This window comes from Klebsiella sp. CN_Kp088 (genome assembly GCF_040064335.1).
Lineage (GTDB): Bacteria > Pseudomonadota > Gammaproteobacteria > Enterobacterales > Enterobacteriaceae > Klebsiella > Klebsiella aerogenes.
In genome coordinates this window covers 250,266-267,048 of sequence record NZ_JBEAIQ010000016.1, presented here as the reverse complement: position 1 = coordinate 267,048, position 16,783 = coordinate 250,266, and the positions used below count along the sequence as shown (strand labels likewise).

The following is a 16,783-nucleotide window of genomic DNA, read 5'->3' as shown; positions in this document are numbered from 1 at the left end:
TAAAGCAAAAGTTTGCATCAACATAAATCCAATGTTGACATCAAACATAAACCAATGCTTTAATCATTCCATCACAGCAAGTCATCGAGGCAGGAAGCCCACGTAGTAGCTGCCGGCGGCATACGAAACACCGGATGAGATGACAGCAATAACACTCGCAGCAGGTTTCAACGTTCGGCGACCCGGCCTTAAGGGAAGGAAACAGTGATGGAAAAGGAATACGAAGCATATTTTGAAAGCCTGTCAGAAGGCGACGAAGTATTGAGTTTTGCAGAGTTCAAAGAGGCGCTTTCAGTTAAGCGAATTGATACGACTGCACCAGAGTTCTAATCACAAATTTTGCTTTGCACCACGGTGAATGCGGCTAAGCGCACGCGACACAGTTAAAAGGTAAACATGGGCGGTTTCCATGTTGCGGGAAAAAGCAGGTCGGCAGCAGTTGTTAACTGGCTGCAGCCACCGGGAGGCACCCGGCGCCGTGCTGCAAAGCCCCTACCCATCAATAAACGGGAGATGAATATGACAGATTTTGCCCGAGTACCGACTGGCCACCAGGCAACACGACTGAGCTGGTTTGAAGCAAGGCTACGTCAGCTTTGCTACCTGTTAGCCCAGAAAGGGAACCCTGAGGCTAAAGCATGAATACGCTGTTTGCCCTTGTCATTAGCGTGTGCGCCCTGACAGGCGAGTGCTCTGATGTCCTGATAGGCGTGTATTCATCTGAGACCAGTTGTAACAGCGATGCTGAGGCCCAGCAGGTAAAAGGCACATGCCAGCCATATAAAAAGGCATTGAAGACGGCTGACGACCAACAGCCTGCAGTAAGTTTCTGATTCGGGTTTTGAGAATGACTATTGAACACCACCAGCCTGAAAAAGGCCCATAAAGCACAAAACCCGCGCAAGGCGGGTTAAGTACCCCGGTTAGCCGACCAAAGCTTTCCGGATTCGAGTTTTGACAATGACCACTACCCAGAGGGAGCTTTCACAGTCCCGGGTATCTTACAGCCTTAAGGAACCCAAACGCAATGAACAACTACCCGTACCACATTAAAGCCAAGGTAAAAGCTACTAAAGCGAAAAACCTCTTTTGCTGGTTCACTGCTAAGTCTGATTCCCGCGCTGAACGCGAGATTTTGAATATCCTTGAAGACGCAGGTATTGAAGTTGGCCGCGGCGCCGACTACCAGCTCCCTGTCCGAACTAACTGGCTCATCGTTGATGACCTACCGGAAGAAGGTGTACTGGATGACACCTGGTGTGATCGCTACGAACTGGCGGAAGACGGGCTGACATGGCAAAAAATCGTTGCGCCGGCGGCCGCTGAACCTCAGGCGGCTAACGAACCGGAAAACAATGCCTCTTCCACCGATAGCGATGAAGAAGACTATTCGGCCAATGAAGATGCCCTGTTCAACCTGGCAGAAATGTCCTTCCGCACGCAGCTGCTTGCCCAGTACATGGCTGACGATCGCCACGTGTATCACATTAGCATTCCACATCGTGACCGCCTTTCCTTAATGGAAATGGATACAGAGAATCACGCTGTACAGAATCTGATCCTGGCTGCTGAAAATGTTCCGGAAATTAAGAAATACGATATGCCTGGTCTGTGGAAATTCACTAGTGCATTCAAAACCGTTTTCCCTGAAGGAAAGCGCTATGAGCTTGGTAAACAGGTTCAGTTTGCCAAATTATGGTTTGAGACGGCGCACATTGACCGCGGGATCCTAACTAAAGAATGGGCTGCAGGTAATAGTATTTCTGCCGTAAATCGCACGCCCTCCGGCGCGAACGCCGGCGGCGGTAACGCAACAGATCGCCTGACTCCGTTAACGCCCCTCGGCCTTGAATTCGAGATCTGCCTGGGATTGATAGCCCGTACCCAGGAGTTCGACATCTACAGCCCACCGCTGGACGTCGATATTAAGGCAAACAGCATGATGAATAAGATGGAAAACGCTGAGTTCCTGGCAACTCGAGAGCTTTTCATGTCCATGCCTGGTGGTCGCGATTACTCACGGGCCTGTAATGTCGCGACGGTTAAAACAACGCCAGAGGGTTTGTGGAAAGATCCGGTGAAACATCGCGAATATCTGAACCGTGTCATGACTGAAGCCGACCACGCTCACCCGGACGAGCTTATTGTTGATATCGCCTGCGGCCGTTCCTCGATGCCTATGCCAATGCGTAAAGTTGAAGAACCTGACAATAGTGATGCAGATAAGATGACCGGCGCGAATGATCAGGCCGATGATACGCCGGCGCGCGAACTTGAAATTAGGCCTCAGGTAGAACTGGCTATTTCCGGTAAAACTGCAGTAATGGATCTGTCAGAAGCATGTGAACTGCTTAACCTTTTAGAAATCGAACGGGATAATTTTATCAAATCCCTTTCATTCGACCTTTATTTTATGGAGGTAGGTGGTCTCTCCATTTCAGATGACGAAATTCATCACCTAACATTACAGGCACTGCATAAGTGGATTAAGGTTCCGGCCAGACGTGTGCGAATGCTTGAAGAAGCACTGGCGAACATCCGCACATCAAACGCAATGCCTGAAAACCCGGAGCAAGGTGATCTGCAGGACAAAACAAATCAGATATTAGCCGCTAACCGTGGTGAATATATCGAAGGCATCAGCAATCCTAACGACGGCAAATGGGTTACAGAAGATCTAACCAGAACTAATTCTACCGCAGAGGCCACCAGCGATGTGCAGATGGAAGAGAATTTCGGTAATGAAACCGAAGTTGTTAATGAAATTTCTGAAAGAGAAACAGCAGCTGAGACAGGTACAAGTAATGCTGACATTGGTAGCGAAACAACTACCGTAAATATTGAATCCGGTCATCATAATGATGTTGAAGAATTACCAGCAGATAATATTCACGTCATGGTTGACCTTGAAACCATGGGGAATAAACAAGACGCCCCTATCGTCGCTATCGGAGCAGTTGTGTTTGATCCGGCAACAGGCTCAATCGGAGAAAGTTTCTACAAAGTCGTAAGCCTGGAATCCTCAGTGAATTGGGGCGCCAAAATGGATCCATCAACCGTCATCTGGTGGCTTAAGCAGTCCTCTGAAGCGCGCTCGGCAATCGTGAATGATGATGCTATCCCGCTACATGATGCCCTGCTCCAGTTCGGTGAATTCATTTTTGAAAATATCCCGGGCGGTCGCAAAAAAGCACAGGTCTGGGGAAATGGCGCATCTTTCGATAATTGTATTCTGCGTTCTTCATTTGATTTCATCGCTGAAGAATACCCATGGGAATACTGGAATGATCGCGATGTTCGAACAATTGTAGAGCTCGGTAAAGCAATTGGAATCGACCCAAAGAAAACCATCCCATTTGAGGGAGAACGGCACAACGCCCTTGCCGATGCTATACACCAGGCCTGGTATGTTTCTGCAATCTGGCAGCGTCTCATTGAGGGTAATAGAGTGCTGCAAAAACTGACTCAAAACTGATTTTTTATTTTCAGAATTACGCCCACCAGCCAGTTATCTTTTACTGGCTGGCTATCTGAGGTGATAGCTATGTACGAACTCACACTGTCACCAGTGGAAATTGCTGAAATTACTGGATACAGACGGTACACAGAACAGCAGCGTCAACTTCGATGTCACGGCATTCCGTTTACTACGGATCGAAGAAATCGCCCAATTGTCCTGCGTAGAAGTCTGGCACCTAATATTACTGAATTGCCAAAGGTTGACGAGTATGTTGCAACAGAACCCAACTTTGACGCCATCTATGGGAAGACCACGTAAAGATCCGAAGGATATACAACTTCCGCCTCGGGTCACAAAAAATAAATATAGCTATGTCTGGAAACCAAAAGGTACAAAGAAAAGTATTAGTTTGGGGAAGATACGCGAAACAAGTATGTCAAAACTCTGGGCCAATTACGAAAAAGCAAAAGCTGAGCGCCATGACGTAATGACATTTGCCAAGCTATGGGGAATGTTCCTCGACAGCCCGACATTCACTGAGCTGGCGACTCGTACCCAAAGTGATTATCGCCAACACCAGAAGAAGCTACTGGCGGTATTCGGCAAGATGAAAGCAGACGACATTAAAATTGAGCAGGTTCGTATTTATATGGATAAGCGCGGCGTTTCCAGTAAGAACCAGGCAAATCAGGAAGTATCCAGCATGTCGCGGGTTTTTGGTTGGGGCTTTGAACGTGGCTATGTGAAGGGAAATCCATGTCGCGGGATCCGTAAGTTCACTCTCGCAGATCGTGACGTTTATATTCCAGATGAAGATTATCTGGCTGTTTACGAATGCGCACGAATAGAAGTAAAGGTTGCGATGGAAATATCTTATCTCTGTGCAGCCCGCGAAGGCGACGTTTTTGATTTGATAGTTTCCGAGCTAATGGAAGACGGGATTTTTATTGAGCAAAATAAGACGGGTAAAAAACAGATCAAGAAATGGACACCCCGTCTACGTGCGGCGATTGATTTGGCTAAAAAACATCTTATCGGAAAATCAGCAGCCGGTTATGTAATCCCTTCACCATCAGGTGGACGGATGAATAAAAAAACATTCAATACATGGTGGAATAACGCGAAAAAGCAAGCCGCGCTGAAACTGGGTCGACCTGTTCCGGGTACGTTCCACGATATTAAAGCCAAGGCGATTTCAGACTATGAAGGTAGTAGCAAAGAGAAGCAGATGTTTAGTGGACACAAAACAGAAAGCCAGGTTGTGACGTATGATCGTAAGGTCAAAATATCGCCGACGCTGGACGTTCCGATGATGAGCAAGGAGAAGTGAAAGCGGCAGTTGGGCAGCAAAATATACCAAGTGAATATACCAACACTATACCAACAGCCCAAAGCAACAAGGGGCTACCTTTCGGTAACCCCTTGTTTAATTTGGCGGAAGCGTAGAGATTCGAACTCTAGAACCCTTTCGGGTCGCCGGTTTTCAAGACCGGTGCCTTCAACCGCTCGGCCACGCTTCCGGTATGGGGCGCACTATAAACACCTCTGCCGATGCTGTAAAGCATCATTTTGTTCAACTGCCTTAAAAACAAACAAATCTGTGTTATTCGTCTGAATTTCAGGCAGTTTGCACAGAAATTCGGCGTCAAGAGCGCCCTTTGACTCAATGTTTTATGATGTACATATCTTTGGTGTAGTAGTAACCCAGCTTATCCGGCTCGAAGCCGCCGACCCACGGCTTCACTAAATGGGTACGTACATAGTGATAAACCGGAATCGCGGGCACATCCTCAGCCAACAGATCCTCCGCTTGTTGATAGAATTTGCCTCGCGCGGTGGTATCCGCCGCCTTCGCCGCATCATGCAGCGCTTTATCATAGGCCGGGTTACTGTACTGGCTGGTGTTTTCGCTGTCGCCGGTGCGGAAGTTATTCAGGAATGACGCCGCATCGTCATAATCGGCGATCCAGGCATAACGCACGGCATCAAAATTATGCGTATGCATGGTATCCAGCATGGTCTTCCACTCCTGGTTCTGCAGCTTCGCCTCTACGCCGAGATTTTTCTTCCACATCGAACTGGCGGCGATAGCAATGCGCTGGTGCGTCTCCGAGGTGTTATACAGCAGATTAAAGACCAGCGGATGGCTTTCATTAAAGCCCGCCTCGTTAAGCAGTTTTTTTGCCTCGGCAATGCGTTTGTCGCGCGGCCAGCTGGCGTAATCCAGTTGTTTCAGCGTGACGCCGCCGATATCGGGCTGGCTAATCAGCCATGCCGGACGTTGTCCCTGCCCCATCACCTTATCGGCGATGATATCTTTATCCAGCCCCATGTTGAGCGCCCGGCGCACTCGGGGGTCATTAAAGGGCGGTTTAGTGGTATTGAGTTCGTAATAGTAGGTCGCCAGCTGTGGCGCAACGTTCAGCTGCGAGCCCATCGTTTTCTTGAGTAACGCAAACTGGTTCACCGGCACCGTATAAACAATATCTATCTCACCGGCTTTATAACGATTCACATCCGCCGCTTCGGAAGTAATCGGCAGATAGGTCACTTTATTGATTACCGTATGTTCATTATCCCAGTACTTAGGATTGCGTTGCGCCACGATGCGCTCGTTGACGACCCACTTCGACAGCGTGTAAGGGCCGCTGGTGACAATATGTTCCGGTTTAGTCCATTTATCCCCAAAACGCTCCACCAGCACCTTATCAATAGGCACCAGCGACGGGTGAGCAAGCATCGCGAGGAAGGCGGCGTTAGGCTGGTTTAACGTGACCTGCAGCGTGGTATCGTCCAGCGCTTTTACGCCGAGAGTTTCCGGCGGCTGTTTCCCCTCCGAGATATCGCGGGCGTTAACAATATGCATATTGCCCGGATAGCTGGCGTACGGCGAAGCGGTGGTCGGTGTGACCAAGCGCTGCCAGCTCCAGACGATATCCTGCGCGGTAATCGCTGAACCATCGGACCAGGTGATCCCCGGACGCAGATGGAAAGTCCAGATGAGGTTATCTTTATTCTCCCACTTCAGCGCCAGCCGCGGCTGAATCTCGCCCTGCGGCGAAACGCTTACCAGCCCTTCGAACAGATCGCTAATGATATTAAACTCGACGTCGCTTTCGACCTTATGCGGGTCGAGCGAAGCGGGTTCATTACCGTTGTTCCTGACAAGCTCCTGTTTTGCTGCAAGTTCGGTACCCTGCGGGACCTGGGCGGCCATTGCCGTGGCGGCGCTGCCGAGTAAACCCAAAACCAGTAATGCGTGTGTGATGTGGTTATATTGTTGTCGTTTCATTTCCCTTGCCTTTATGCTTCGTTGATACCCCTTCCACACTTAGTCGCTGACTGGCAATAAGGCAATATTTTTCAGTGACCTATAAGATTCAGATCTGCTTTCCGCCGCTGAACGCATAAACATACTGCATTAATCTGTTTTACCAGAATAAAACGCTGCCCCACCGATACCGGGATCTGAGTAAAGATGGGTAAAAGCATTATGGCTTTCGGCTCGCTTTTCTTATGCTTCATAACTAATTACATCTGTCATAAGAGAGTGACTCATGGATCGTATAATTACCTCATCGCGTGACCGTTCATCGCTGCTCAGCACGCACAAAGTTCTGCGTAACACCTATTTTCTGCTCAGCCTGACGCTGGCGTTTTCGGCGATCACCGCCACCGCCAGTACCATGCTGATGCTGCCGTCTCCGGGCCTTATCCTCACCCTGGTGGGTATGTATGGTCTGATGTTCCTGACCTACAAACTGGCTAATAAGCCAAGCGGTATTCTGGCGGCCTTCGCCTTTACCGGCTTCCTCGGCTACATTCTGGGGCCAATGCTGAACGCTTACCTGTCCGCAGGCATGGGCGATTTGATCGGCCTGGCGTTGGGCGGCACCGCCCTGGTCTTCTTCTGCTGCTCGGCTTACGTGTTGACGACGCGCAAAGACATGTCCTTCCTCGGCGGCATGCTGATGGCGGGCGTGGTGGTCGTTCTGATTGGTATGGTGGCGAACATCTTCCTGCAGCTGCCGGCTCTACATCTGGCCATCAGCGCGGTGTTCATCCTTATCTCTTCCGGCGCGATTTTGTTTGAAACCAGCAACATCATCCGCGGCGGCGAGACCAACTACATTCGCGCCACCGTTAGCCTGTATGTTTCGCTGTACAACATCTTCGTCAGCCTGCTGAGCATCCTCGGCTTCGCTAGCAGAGACTAACCTTCTCTCCTGCAACACCAGGCCTCGCTTATGCGGGGCCTTATTTTTTGCTACACTGCGCGCAGTTTCCGCATTATGTGAAAAATCATGTTTATCTTTGAAGGCAGTGAAATAGAGACCGATAGCGAAGGCTATCTGAAAGAGACGACTCAGTGGAGTGAAGCGATGGCGGAGGTTATCGCCGCTCAGGAAGGGATCAGCCTGTCCGTCGAACACTGGGAAGTAGTGCGCTTCGTGCGCGATTTTTATCTGGAGTTCAACACTTCGCCAGCCATCCGTATGCTGGTCAAAGCAATGGCGAATAAATTCGGTGAAGAGAAAGGCAACAGCCGCTATCTGTACCGGTTATTCCCCAAAGGGCCGGCCAAGCAGGCGACGAAAATCGCCGGCCTGCCGAAGCCTGTAAAGTGCATTTAATAGAGAATAGCGAATTTTTGCCACTCTCTGGTGGGTTGATGGGGCTCGGTTAATACCCTGTCGACCCTTGCGCTACGCGGCCCGCCGGCCTTAAGCCAGGCAATCAGTTTTTCCACCTGCTCCGCTTCCCCGCAGGCCAGCACTTCTACGCTGCCATCATCCAGATTTCGCGCGTAACCGGTCAGCCCCAGCTGCAGCGCTTCACGCTGCGTTGAATAGCGGAATCCCACGCCCTGGACGACTCCGTGAACCCACGCCATCGTGCATACCTTCGCCATTATTACCCCCTCAACTGCGCTATCCTGATGCAGAGAATAGCAAATTCCCACCAGCATACTCACTTTTGCCTGACGCTAAAACATCCGCCCGGCGGCGGCAGGAATGGTGCTTGCCCCAGCCAGTTATGCTAATCTACGCGCCATTTTTCGGTGCCGACACTCCGTCGCTTAAAGGTAGCTCCATGACAGATTCCATTATCCCCCGCTTAGTATTAGCCAAAGGACGCGAGAAATCCCTGCTGCGTCGCCATCCATGGATTTTCTCCGGCGCCGTCGCCCGGATGGAAGGTAAAGCTCGCTCCGGCGAGACGATCGATATCGTTGATTCGCAGGGGAAATGGCTTGCTCGCGGCGCCTATTCGCCCTCCTCGCAGATCCGCGCCCGCGTCTGGAGTTTCGATCGTCATCAAGCTATCGATAATGCTTTTTTTGAGCGTCGCCTGCAGCAGGCGCAAACCTGGCGCCAATGGCTGGCCGAACGCGATGGTCTTGACAGCTATCGTTTAATCGCCGGGGAATCCGACGGCCTGCCAGGCGTGACAATCGATCGCTTTGGCGATTTCTTCGTCCTGCAGCTGTTGAGCGCCGGCGCGGAATATCAGCGTGCGGCCATCGTCAGCGCTCTGCAGACCCTGTTCCCGCAATGCTCGATCTACGATCGTAGCGATGTGGCGGTACGTAAAAAAGAAGGATTGGACCTGGCGCAAGGCCCGGTGGTAGGCGAACTGCCGCCAGCGCTACTGCCCATTACCGAACACGGTATGCAGCTGCTGGTAGATATTCAGGGCGGTCATAAAACCGGCTACTATCTCGATCAGCGCGATAGCCGTCTGGCGACCCGCCGCTACGTCGCCGATAAGCGCGTCCTCAACTGCTTCTCTTATACCGGCGGATTCGCGGTTTCTGCGCTGATGGGCGGCTGCCGCCAGGTCACCAGCGTTGATACCTCACAAGAGGCGCTGGATGTCGCCAGACAGAACGTTGAGCTGAATAAGCTGGATCTGTCGAAAGCCGAATTCGTACGCGACGACGTGTTCAAACTGCTGCGTAAATATCGCGATCAGGGGGAAAAATTCGATGTTATCGTCATGGATCCGCCGAAATTCGTCGAAAACAAAAGCCAACTGATGGGCGCCTGCCGCGGTTATAAAGACATTAATATGCTGGCGATCCAGCTGTTGAACCCAGGCGGCGTACTGCTGACCTTCTCCTGTTCCGGCCTGATGACCACCGATTTATTTCAGAAAATCATCGCCGATGCCGCAATAGATGCCGGGCGTGATGTACAATTTATAGAGCAGTTCCGTCAGGCTGCCGATCACCCGGTGATCGCAACCTACCCGGAAGGACTGTATCTGAAAGGGTTTGCCTGTCGCGTCATGTAACTTGAAAAGCGGAACATCGCCCACACGTTATTCTCATGACTCAAGAACATTTGAAGATGATGGATACAGTGGGCGCCAGCGTTTCCCGGGAGGTGACTATGATTGCCAGCAAATTCGGTATCGGCCAACAGGTTCGCCATACGCTACTCGGCTACCTTGGCGTAATCGTTGATATCGATCCAGAGTATTCGCTTGACGAGCCCGCCGCGGATGAAATCGGCGCCAACGATGAACTGCGCGCGGCCCCCTGGTATCATGTTGTGATGGAAGATGAGGACGGCCAGCCGGTCCACACCTACCTCGCGGAAGCGCAGCTCAGCAGTGAAGCCAGCGATGAACATCCCGAACAGCCGTCGATGGACGAACTGGCGCAGACTATCCGTAAGCAGTTGCAGGCGCCACGTCTGCGTAACTGACTGGCCTTCACCGCGATGTTTCTGTTAAAAACCCCGCAAATGCGGGGTTTTATTTTACTTCGCTAACCCTAGTCGGGGAATTTCAATGGCCGGACAGCGGTCCATCACCACATTTAACCCCGCTTCACGCGCCATCACCGCCGCCTGTTCATTAATAACGCCGAGCTGCATCCACAACGTCTTCGCCCCGATGGCCACCGCTTCTTGCGCCACACCCCACGCCGCTTCCGAGTTGCGGAACACATCAACCATATCGACTTTTTCCGGAACTTCCGCCAGGGTGGCGTAGCCTTGTTGACCAAGTAGGGTTTTACCTGCGACCTTTGGTGAAACCGGAATGACGTGGTAGCCCTGTTCCAGCAGATATTTCATTACCCGATAGCTCGGGCGATCGGGTTTGTCGCTGGCGCCTACCAGCGCAATCGTCCGGGTGGTGGTCAGAATGCTAGCAATATCGTTCTCTTTCATCATAATCCTCCTGCGCTTTAGCCCTAGTGTAAGCTAATCCATGTAAACCAGCCATCAAGCCTAACTCACAGATACGGCAAAATTTTTCTTTCCGACGCTTGCAGCATCAGTCACTTCCAGTACTCTGTCTGCAGGTTAATATAAGTGGAACCCAATTATGGAACTGACAACACGTACCTTACCCGCACGCAAACATATCGCGCTGGTAGCACACGATCACTGCAAAGATCTGCTAATGAAATGGGTCGAACGTCACCAGGCGCTACTGGCTCAGCACCAGCTCTATGCAACCGGGACCACCGGCAACCTGGTCTCACGCGCCACCGGGCTGGAAGTGAAAGCAATGTTGAGCGGACCGATGGGCGGCGACCAGCAGGTGGGCGCGCTGATTTCGGAAGGGAAAATTGATGTACTGATCTTCTTCTGGGATCCGCTCAATGCGGTACCTCACGATCCTGACGTCAAAGCGCTCCTGCGTCTGGCGACGGTGTGGAATATCCCGGTAGCCACGAATGCCGCCACCGCTGACTTTATTATCCAGTCGCCGGACTTTAATCAACCGATTGAAATTTTAATCCCTGATTACCAACGCTACCTTGCCGAGCGCCTGAAGTAATCCCCACGGCGGCCTGATGGCCGCCGACGATCAGGGCTTTCGCGCTACCGGCACGCCCAGTTCCTGCAGTATCTCAACAAATGACGAAGGCCGTTCTTTATTGAACAGCAGCCAGACCCGCAGGCGAGCGCGGGTTATCGCCACATACAGTAGCCGACGCTCTTCAGCATCCGGGAAATCTTCCGGCTGTGGCAACAACGCTTGTTCCATTACCGACTCTCTTGCCGGCGCCGGGAAGGCGTCATCCCCCTCCTGCAGGCCCAACACAATAACAAAGTCAGCCTGCTGGCCTTTGCTGGCGTGAATTGTCATAAAATCTAGCTGTAGATGCGGCCAGCGGGTCGCGGCTTTTTCCAGCGCGGCGGGTTTCAGATGGTGATAGCGTGCCAGCAGCAAAATTCGCTGTTCGGGTTTAACGTAGCCGCTCAACTTGTCGAGCAGATCGTCGAGTTTATGGTCGGGCAGCAGTGTCACCGCTTTCTTATCGCCAGCGGTCAGGCTATTCAGCGGCTTAGCCAACTGATGCGGGTTTTGCTGAATAAAACCGTTGGCAATCTCGCCGATACGACCGTTAAATCGATAGGTGGTATCCAGCGCGCAGCAATCTCCTTCACCAAAGTAGTGGTTAAACGCCGTGGTTAAAGAGAGCTGCGCGCCGCTGAAGCGATAAATCGCCTGCCAATCGTCACCCACGGCAAATAACGAGGTCTGTTTATTTTGCCGGCGCAGCGCCGCCAGCAATTCAGCACGCTGTGGAGAGATATCCTGAAACTCATCAACCAGAATATGTTTCCAGGGGCTCACAAAACGGCCTTTATCCAGTATGTTGACCGCCTGGTGTATAAGCCCGGAGAAATCAACGGCATTTTCCTCTTTCAACGCTGCTTTCCAGGCTTTCAGCAGCGGGGCCATCAGTTTCACACGCTTATTAAAAAGATCGCGAACTTCTTCAGGGGCGCAGGCGATCATCTCCGCCTGCGAGCCGCCGTGCATGCGCATTAAACTAACCCAGCGGTCAAGGCGGCCGGCCAGGCGGCGCAGCAGCACGCGATCCTGCCAGAAATCACCTTCGTCAATCTGCCACTCCATCTCATCCACCAGCCACTGACGCCAGCCTTTGGCCTGCGCTTTTTTCTCCTGACACTGCTGCTGCCAGGCCTTCAACAATAGCTTTTGCCGGGCGGCTGTATCGTTTTCCAGCTTACTGATCGCCGGCACTTTCTTGCTGCCCTGCTGAATAATATGTAACGCCAGTGAATGGAAAGTTCGCGCGGCAATCTCGTCAGTTCCCAACCGCTCCTGAATACGTTCATCCATTTCCTGAGCCGCCTGACGGCCAAAGGCCAGTAGGAGGATCTGATCCGCCGCTGCTTCGCCGCGATTTAATAACCACCCGGCACGAGCGACCAGTACCGACGTTTTGCCGCTACCGGCGCCAGCAAGAACCAGCAGCGAACGCTCGCCGTTAACCACCGCCCGCGCCTGCGCCGGGTTGAGCGGCGAAGACTCAATCTTATCGAAGAAACCGCGATACTGTTCCAGCATAGCTTCGGTATAGGCTTGATTATGCGCCAGGCGAGCCTCGTCGATATCGCTAAGCCAACATTGACACTGGCGCCACAGTTCGCGGCAATTATCGAATTCATCCAGACGGCTCTCAGGGAAAGGTAACCCGGTTAAAGCCCGGCGGATTTTATCCTGCACGTCCGCGACCTGCTGGCGCGTCAACCACTTACCTTCGGCGCTGGCTCGTTCAATTTCACTTAACTGCTGGCGCAGCAAGTCCGCGGCGATTTCGCTCATCTCCGCGCTCCACTGCTGCCAGAGATTATTGAGATGATGAAAGAAATGCTGCGTCTCAGTCCATTCGGTACCATGCAAACGCACAACTTTGCTTTCCGGCAGCACGAACTCCAGCTCGCCCCACACCAGGCCACGCTTACATTGAACTGACAATAACTGATTGAAAGGTATAAGATACTCATGACGATCGCCTGAGACTTTGACCCCGGCATTAAGCAACTGCACCCGATCATAAGGATGCTGTGCCATGCGTTTGCCCAATGTTGTCGCTTTAAGTTCCATATATCGCCAAATTTCAATCAGTTTGAATGTTTTTAAGTTTAACCGCCCGCGAGCAGGTGCTCCAGCGCAAAAAAACGTTACAATTGCCGGGTCTTATTATCCACAGGGTTAACCAGAGGGTTTATGCGTACCATTCTGAATATTTTGAACTTTGTTCTTGGCGGTTTCGCCACCACGCTCGGTTGGCTACTGGCGACGCTGGTCAGTATTATTTTGATCTTCACGTTACCGCTGACGCGTTCATGTTGGGAAATCACCAGACTATCGCTGTTCCCCTACGGTAATGAAGCCATTCATGTTGATGAACTGGAACCTGAAGCAAAAAACAGTTTACTGAACGCGGGCGGCACTATTTTGAATATTTTGTGGTTCATGTTCTTCGGTTGGTGGCTGTGCCTGATGCATATTTTCAGCGGTATTGCGCAGTGCCTGACCATCATTGGTATCCCCGTGGGGATCGCCAATTTTAAAATTGCCGCCATTGCACTTTGGCCGGTAGGACGCCGCGTGGTCTCCGTTGAAACGGCTCGCGCCGCGCGCGAAGCCAACGCCCGCCGTCGCTTTCAGTAATTGTACGGAACACTGTTATGTTAAGCCCCCTGCTCCGCCGTTATACATGGAATAGCGCCTGGCTATATAACGCCAGGATATTTATTGCGCTTTGTGGCACCACGGTTGCGCCGTGGTGGATTGGCGAAGTCAAACTCACCATCCCGTTAACGCTTGGGGTGGTTGCCGCGGCGTTGACCGACCTCGACGATCGCCTTACCGGGCGGTTACGTAATCTCGCTATTACGCTGGTCTGCTTCTTTATTGCCTCCGCGTCGGTGGAGTTACTGTTTCCATGGCCGTGGCTGTTTGCTATTGGGTTAACCCTGTCCACGACGGGTTTTATCCTGCTCGGCGGGCTGGGTCAACGCTATGCCACCATTGCTTTCGGCGCCTTACTGATCGCTATCTACACCATGTTAGGGGTCACTCTGTATAACAGTTGGTACCTGCAGCCGCTCTTTTTGCTGGCTGGCGCCATCTGGTACAACGTATTGACGCTCGCAGGGCATCTTATTTTTCCCATCCGCCCACTGCAGGATAATCTTGCGCGCAGCTATGAACAGCTGGCCCAATACCTTGAACTTAAATCCCGACTGTTCGATCCGGATATCGAAGATGAAAGTCAGGCCCCGTTGTACGATCTGGCGCTCGCTAACGGCAAGCTGGTTGCGATGCTTAACCAGACGAAAGCGTCTTTACTGACACGCCTGCGCGGCGACCGCGGGCAACGCGGCACTCGTCGCACCCTTCAGTATTATTTCGTCGCCCAGGACATTCATGAGCGTGCCAGCTCATCACATATTCAGTATCAGACGCTTCGCGACCATTTCCGCTACAGCGATGTGATGTTCCGTTTCCAACGGATGTTGTCAATGCAGGCGCAGGCCTGTCAAAAACTTTCCCGCGCCATTCTCTTACGCATCCCGTATCAGCATGATGCGCACTTTGAACGCGCCTTTATGCATCTGGACGCGGCGCTGGATCGCGTCCGCGCCAGCGGCGCGCCGCAAGATCAGGTCAAAGCGCTGGGTTTTCTGCTCAATAACCTACGCGCTATTGATGCGCAATTGGCAACTATCGAATCGGTGCAGACCAGCGTACTGGCCAGCAACCATCCCGAAAATCTGCTTGCCGACGATCGCCCTAGCGGGTTTAGCGATATCTGGTTACGACTGCGCAGCAATATGACGCCGGAATCGGCGCTTTTCCGCCACGCGGTGCGAATGTCACTGGTGCTGTGCGCGGGCTATGCGTTCATTCAGTTTACCGGCCTCAACCACGGTTACTGGATTCTGCTTACCAGCCTGTTTGTTTGTCAGCCGAACTATAACGCGACCCGGCATCGTCTGGCGTTAAGGATCATCGGTACATTGATTGGCGTCGCGATCGGCCTACCGGTGCTGCTGCTGGTTCCCTCGGTTGAAGGCCAGCTGCTGCTCATTGTACTAACCGGCGTGCTGTTTTTCGCTTTTCGCAACGTGCAGTATGCGCACGCCACTATGTTTATCACGCTGCTGGTACTGCTGTGCTTTAACCTGTTAGGTGAAGGATTCGAAGTCGCTTTACCGCGTATCCTTGATACGCTGATCGGCTGCGCCATCGCCTGGGCGGCAGTGACCTTTATCTGGCCTGACTGGAACTTCCGTAACTTACCTCGCGTACTGGATCAGGCCATCAACGCTAACTGCCGTTATCTTGACGCTATTCTCGAGCAGTATCATCAGGGGCGCGATAACCGTCTTGAGTATCGCGTTGCCCGGCGTAACGCACATAATCGGGATAGCGAACTGGCATCAGTGGTATCAAATTTATCCACAGAGCCTAAAGCCGACAACACGATGCGTGAAACGGCATTCCGCCTGTTGTGTCTTAACCATACCTTTACCAGCTATATTTCCGCGTTGGGGGCGCACAGGGAAAAACTGACGACTCCGGAAATACTGGCGTTACTCGATGATGCCGTCTGCTACGTCGATGATGCGCTGCATCATTCTCCCGCAGACGAACAGCGTGTTCAGCAGGCGCTCAGCAACCTGCAATCGCGAATTCAACATCTGGAGCCGCGAGCCGACAGTAAAGAACCATTGGTCCTGCAGCAGATTGGGCTACTGCTCGCACTGCTGCCGGAAATATGTCGTCTGCAGCGCCGGATTGCTGGTCAACCGGAATAATCCTCCACGCTGTATCCTTGTGTATTAGCCCACTCCCGTAGCTCCTGGCGCCGCTGCGCCGGGAGCGCGGCGGAATGAATGCCGGCAATCGCGCCCGCCAGGGACTCAAGGACATTGATTGATATTCCTTTATTATGCTCTCTCAATTTTAACCAGCTCTTTTCCGCCCCGAGTGTACGCAGCATTTTCACATCGGTTATTCCGGCATGGATCAACATCAACTCCATATGGAAGCTGATATTAGGCAAATTCTTTAGTCTGCCGGAATCACGCTGATGCTGCTTTTCGCTTCGCGCCGAATGCAATGACAGCTGCGATAGGTGAAACAGCATTTTACTGTCCTGCCATAGTGCTTCATCTATCCGGTAATACTTTAAGGCCACTGGCCGGCCATTCTTGCGCATCATCAGCATCGGGCTGTGATGTTCAACCCGATAAGAGGCGCTTTGTTCGCAAACCCTAAGATAGATTTCGCCCTCAGCCACCATGGCGAATACGGTATTTTCAATCGCCAGACTATACCCGCCGAATAAAGGCCGGCTACTGATTTTACCTAAGGGGGAAAGGCACTCCTGAAACTGGAGGAACCGTAATTTTGAAATTTTCTTCATGATCATTCCTTTGGTAATCATGCACATAAAAGTAATTTTATTAACGGATCCGTTATTGAAGAAAATAAGTGAGTTCGTTTTGTGCAGCAAGATGAATTTTGGCTTCA

Annotated in this window: 17 protein-coding genes and 1 tRNA gene; 12 read left to right on the top strand and 6 right to left on the bottom strand. The window is 51.9% G+C overall.

Annotated elements, in window-relative coordinates; genetic code table 11:
• The first annotated feature begins 207 nt into the window (after positions 1-207).
• The 5 genes from ABLV08_RS07885 (at position 208) to ABLV08_RS07865 (ending at position 4,790) form a co-directional block, all read left to right on the top strand.
• Positions 208-330 (top strand): hypothetical protein, encoded by a 123-nt coding sequence (locus tag ABLV08_RS07885; RefSeq protein ID WP_257850952.1) that lies wholly within the window; start codon positions 208-210, stop codon positions 328-330.
• Positions 331-638: 308 nt separating this feature from the next.
• Positions 639-833, top strand: coding sequence for a DUF1482 family protein (locus ABLV08_RS07880; RefSeq protein ID WP_348855710.1), 195 nt, complete (start codon positions 639-641; stop codon positions 831-833).
• A gap of 194 nt (positions 834-1,027) precedes the next feature.
• Complete coding sequence (locus tag ABLV08_RS07875; RefSeq protein WP_348855709.1) at positions 1,028-3,475, top strand: 3'-5' exoribonuclease; 2,448 nt, start codon at positions 1,028-1,030, stop codon at positions 3,473-3,475.
• Positions 3,476-3,544: 69 nt separating this feature from the next.
• The gene (locus ABLV08_RS07870; protein WP_071609812.1) at positions 3,545-3,778 is read left to right on the top strand and encodes a DUF4224 domain-containing protein; all 234 of its coding nucleotides are present in this window, start codon (positions 3,545-3,547) and stop codon (positions 3,776-3,778) included.
• Positions 3,762-4,790, top strand: a complete 1,029-nt coding sequence (locus ABLV08_RS07865; protein ID WP_047043804.1) for a tyrosine-type recombinase/integrase — start codon at positions 3,762-3,764, stop codon at positions 4,788-4,790. Before ABLV08_RS07870 ends, ABLV08_RS07865 begins: the two co-directional genes overlap by 17 nt.
• A 102-nt stretch (positions 4,791-4,892) precedes the next feature.
• On the opposite strand, the gene ABLV08_RS07860 is transcribed toward ABLV08_RS07865, so the two are convergent.
• Together ABLV08_RS07860 and ABLV08_RS07855 are read right to left on the bottom strand one after the other, a co-directional pair.
• A tRNA-Ser gene (locus tag ABLV08_RS07860) sits at positions 4,893-4,980 on the bottom strand.
• Between the two features lie 143 nt (positions 4,981-5,123).
• Entirely contained in the window at positions 5,124-6,752 is a 1,629-nt protein-coding gene (locus ABLV08_RS07855) for an ABC transporter substrate-binding protein (RefSeq protein WP_348855708.1), read from the bottom strand.
• A 265-nt stretch (positions 6,753-7,017) separates the two neighbouring features.
• On the opposite strand from ABLV08_RS07855, the gene yccA reads away from it, so the two are divergent.
• Complete coding sequence (gene yccA, locus ABLV08_RS07850; RefSeq protein ID WP_015367411.1) at positions 7,018-7,677, top strand: FtsH protease modulator YccA; 660 nt, start codon at positions 7,018-7,020, stop codon at positions 7,675-7,677.
• 87 nt (positions 7,678-7,764) lie between these two features.
• Positions 7,765-8,094 (top strand): sulfurtransferase TusE, encoded by a 330-nt coding sequence (gene tusE / locus ABLV08_RS07845; RefSeq protein ID WP_015367412.1) that lies wholly within the window; start codon positions 7,765-7,767, stop codon positions 8,092-8,094.
• Here tusE and yccX read toward each other — a convergent pair.
• On the bottom strand, positions 8,091-8,372 hold the full coding sequence (yccX, locus tag ABLV08_RS07840) for an acylphosphatase (RefSeq protein ID WP_015704915.1): 282 nt from the start codon (positions 8,370-8,372) through the stop codon (positions 8,091-8,093). The two genes, tusE and yccX, sit on opposite strands and share 4 nt — an antisense overlap.
• Positions 8,373-8,554: 182 nt before the next feature.
• Between yccX and rlmI the strand changes: the two genes are divergently transcribed.
• Both rlmI and hspQ read left to right on the top strand, forming a co-directional pair.
• Positions 8,555-9,757, top strand: a complete 1,203-nt coding sequence (gene rlmI, locus ABLV08_RS07835; protein ID WP_348855707.1) for a 23S rRNA (cytosine(1962)-C(5))-methyltransferase RlmI — start codon at positions 8,555-8,557, stop codon at positions 9,755-9,757.
• 98 nt (positions 9,758-9,855) lie between these two features.
• Positions 9,856-10,173 (top strand): heat shock protein HspQ, encoded by a 318-nt coding sequence (hspQ, locus tag ABLV08_RS07830; protein ID WP_015367415.1) that lies wholly within the window; start codon positions 9,856-9,858, stop codon positions 10,171-10,173.
• A gap of 54 nt (positions 10,174-10,227) precedes the next feature.
• On the opposite strand, the gene ABLV08_RS07825 is transcribed toward hspQ, so the two are convergent.
• Positions 10,228-10,641 (bottom strand): CoA-binding protein, encoded by a 414-nt coding sequence (locus tag ABLV08_RS07825; protein ID WP_015704912.1) that lies wholly within the window; start codon positions 10,639-10,641, stop codon positions 10,228-10,230.
• Positions 10,642-10,798: 157 nt separating this feature from the next.
• Here ABLV08_RS07825 and mgsA point away from each other — a divergent pair, with 157 nt between their 5' ends.
• Complete coding sequence (mgsA, locus tag ABLV08_RS07820; protein ID WP_015367424.1) at positions 10,799-11,257, top strand: methylglyoxal synthase; 459 nt, start codon at positions 10,799-10,801, stop codon at positions 11,255-11,257.
• Between the two features lie 30 nt (positions 11,258-11,287).
• Here mgsA and helD read toward each other — a convergent pair whose 3' ends face one another.
• On the bottom strand, positions 11,288-13,342 hold the full coding sequence (gene helD, locus ABLV08_RS07815; RefSeq protein WP_063420972.1) for a DNA helicase IV: 2,055 nt from the start codon (positions 13,340-13,342) through the stop codon (positions 11,288-11,290).
• A 123-nt stretch (positions 13,343-13,465) separates the two neighbouring features.
• On the opposite strand from helD, the gene ABLV08_RS07810 reads away from it, so the two are divergent.
• Both ABLV08_RS07810 and yccS read left to right on the top strand, forming a co-directional pair.
• A complete protein-coding gene (locus tag ABLV08_RS07810) occupies positions 13,466-13,912 on the top strand; it encodes a YccF domain-containing protein (RefSeq protein WP_020079238.1) in 447 nt (148 codons plus the stop codon).
• Positions 13,913-13,929: 17 nt separating this feature from the next.
• Complete coding sequence (gene yccS, locus ABLV08_RS07805; protein WP_015367427.1) at positions 13,930-16,065, top strand: YccS family putative transporter; 2,136 nt, start codon at positions 13,930-13,932, stop codon at positions 16,063-16,065.
• On the opposite strand, the gene ABLV08_RS07800 is transcribed toward yccS, so the two are convergent.
• Positions 16,053-16,676, bottom strand: coding sequence for a TfoX/Sxy family DNA transformation protein (locus ABLV08_RS07800; RefSeq protein ID WP_026612357.1), 624 nt, complete (start codon positions 16,674-16,676; stop codon positions 16,053-16,055). The two genes, yccS and ABLV08_RS07800, sit on opposite strands and share 13 nt — an antisense overlap.
• Positions 16,677-16,783 lie beyond the last annotated feature (107 nt).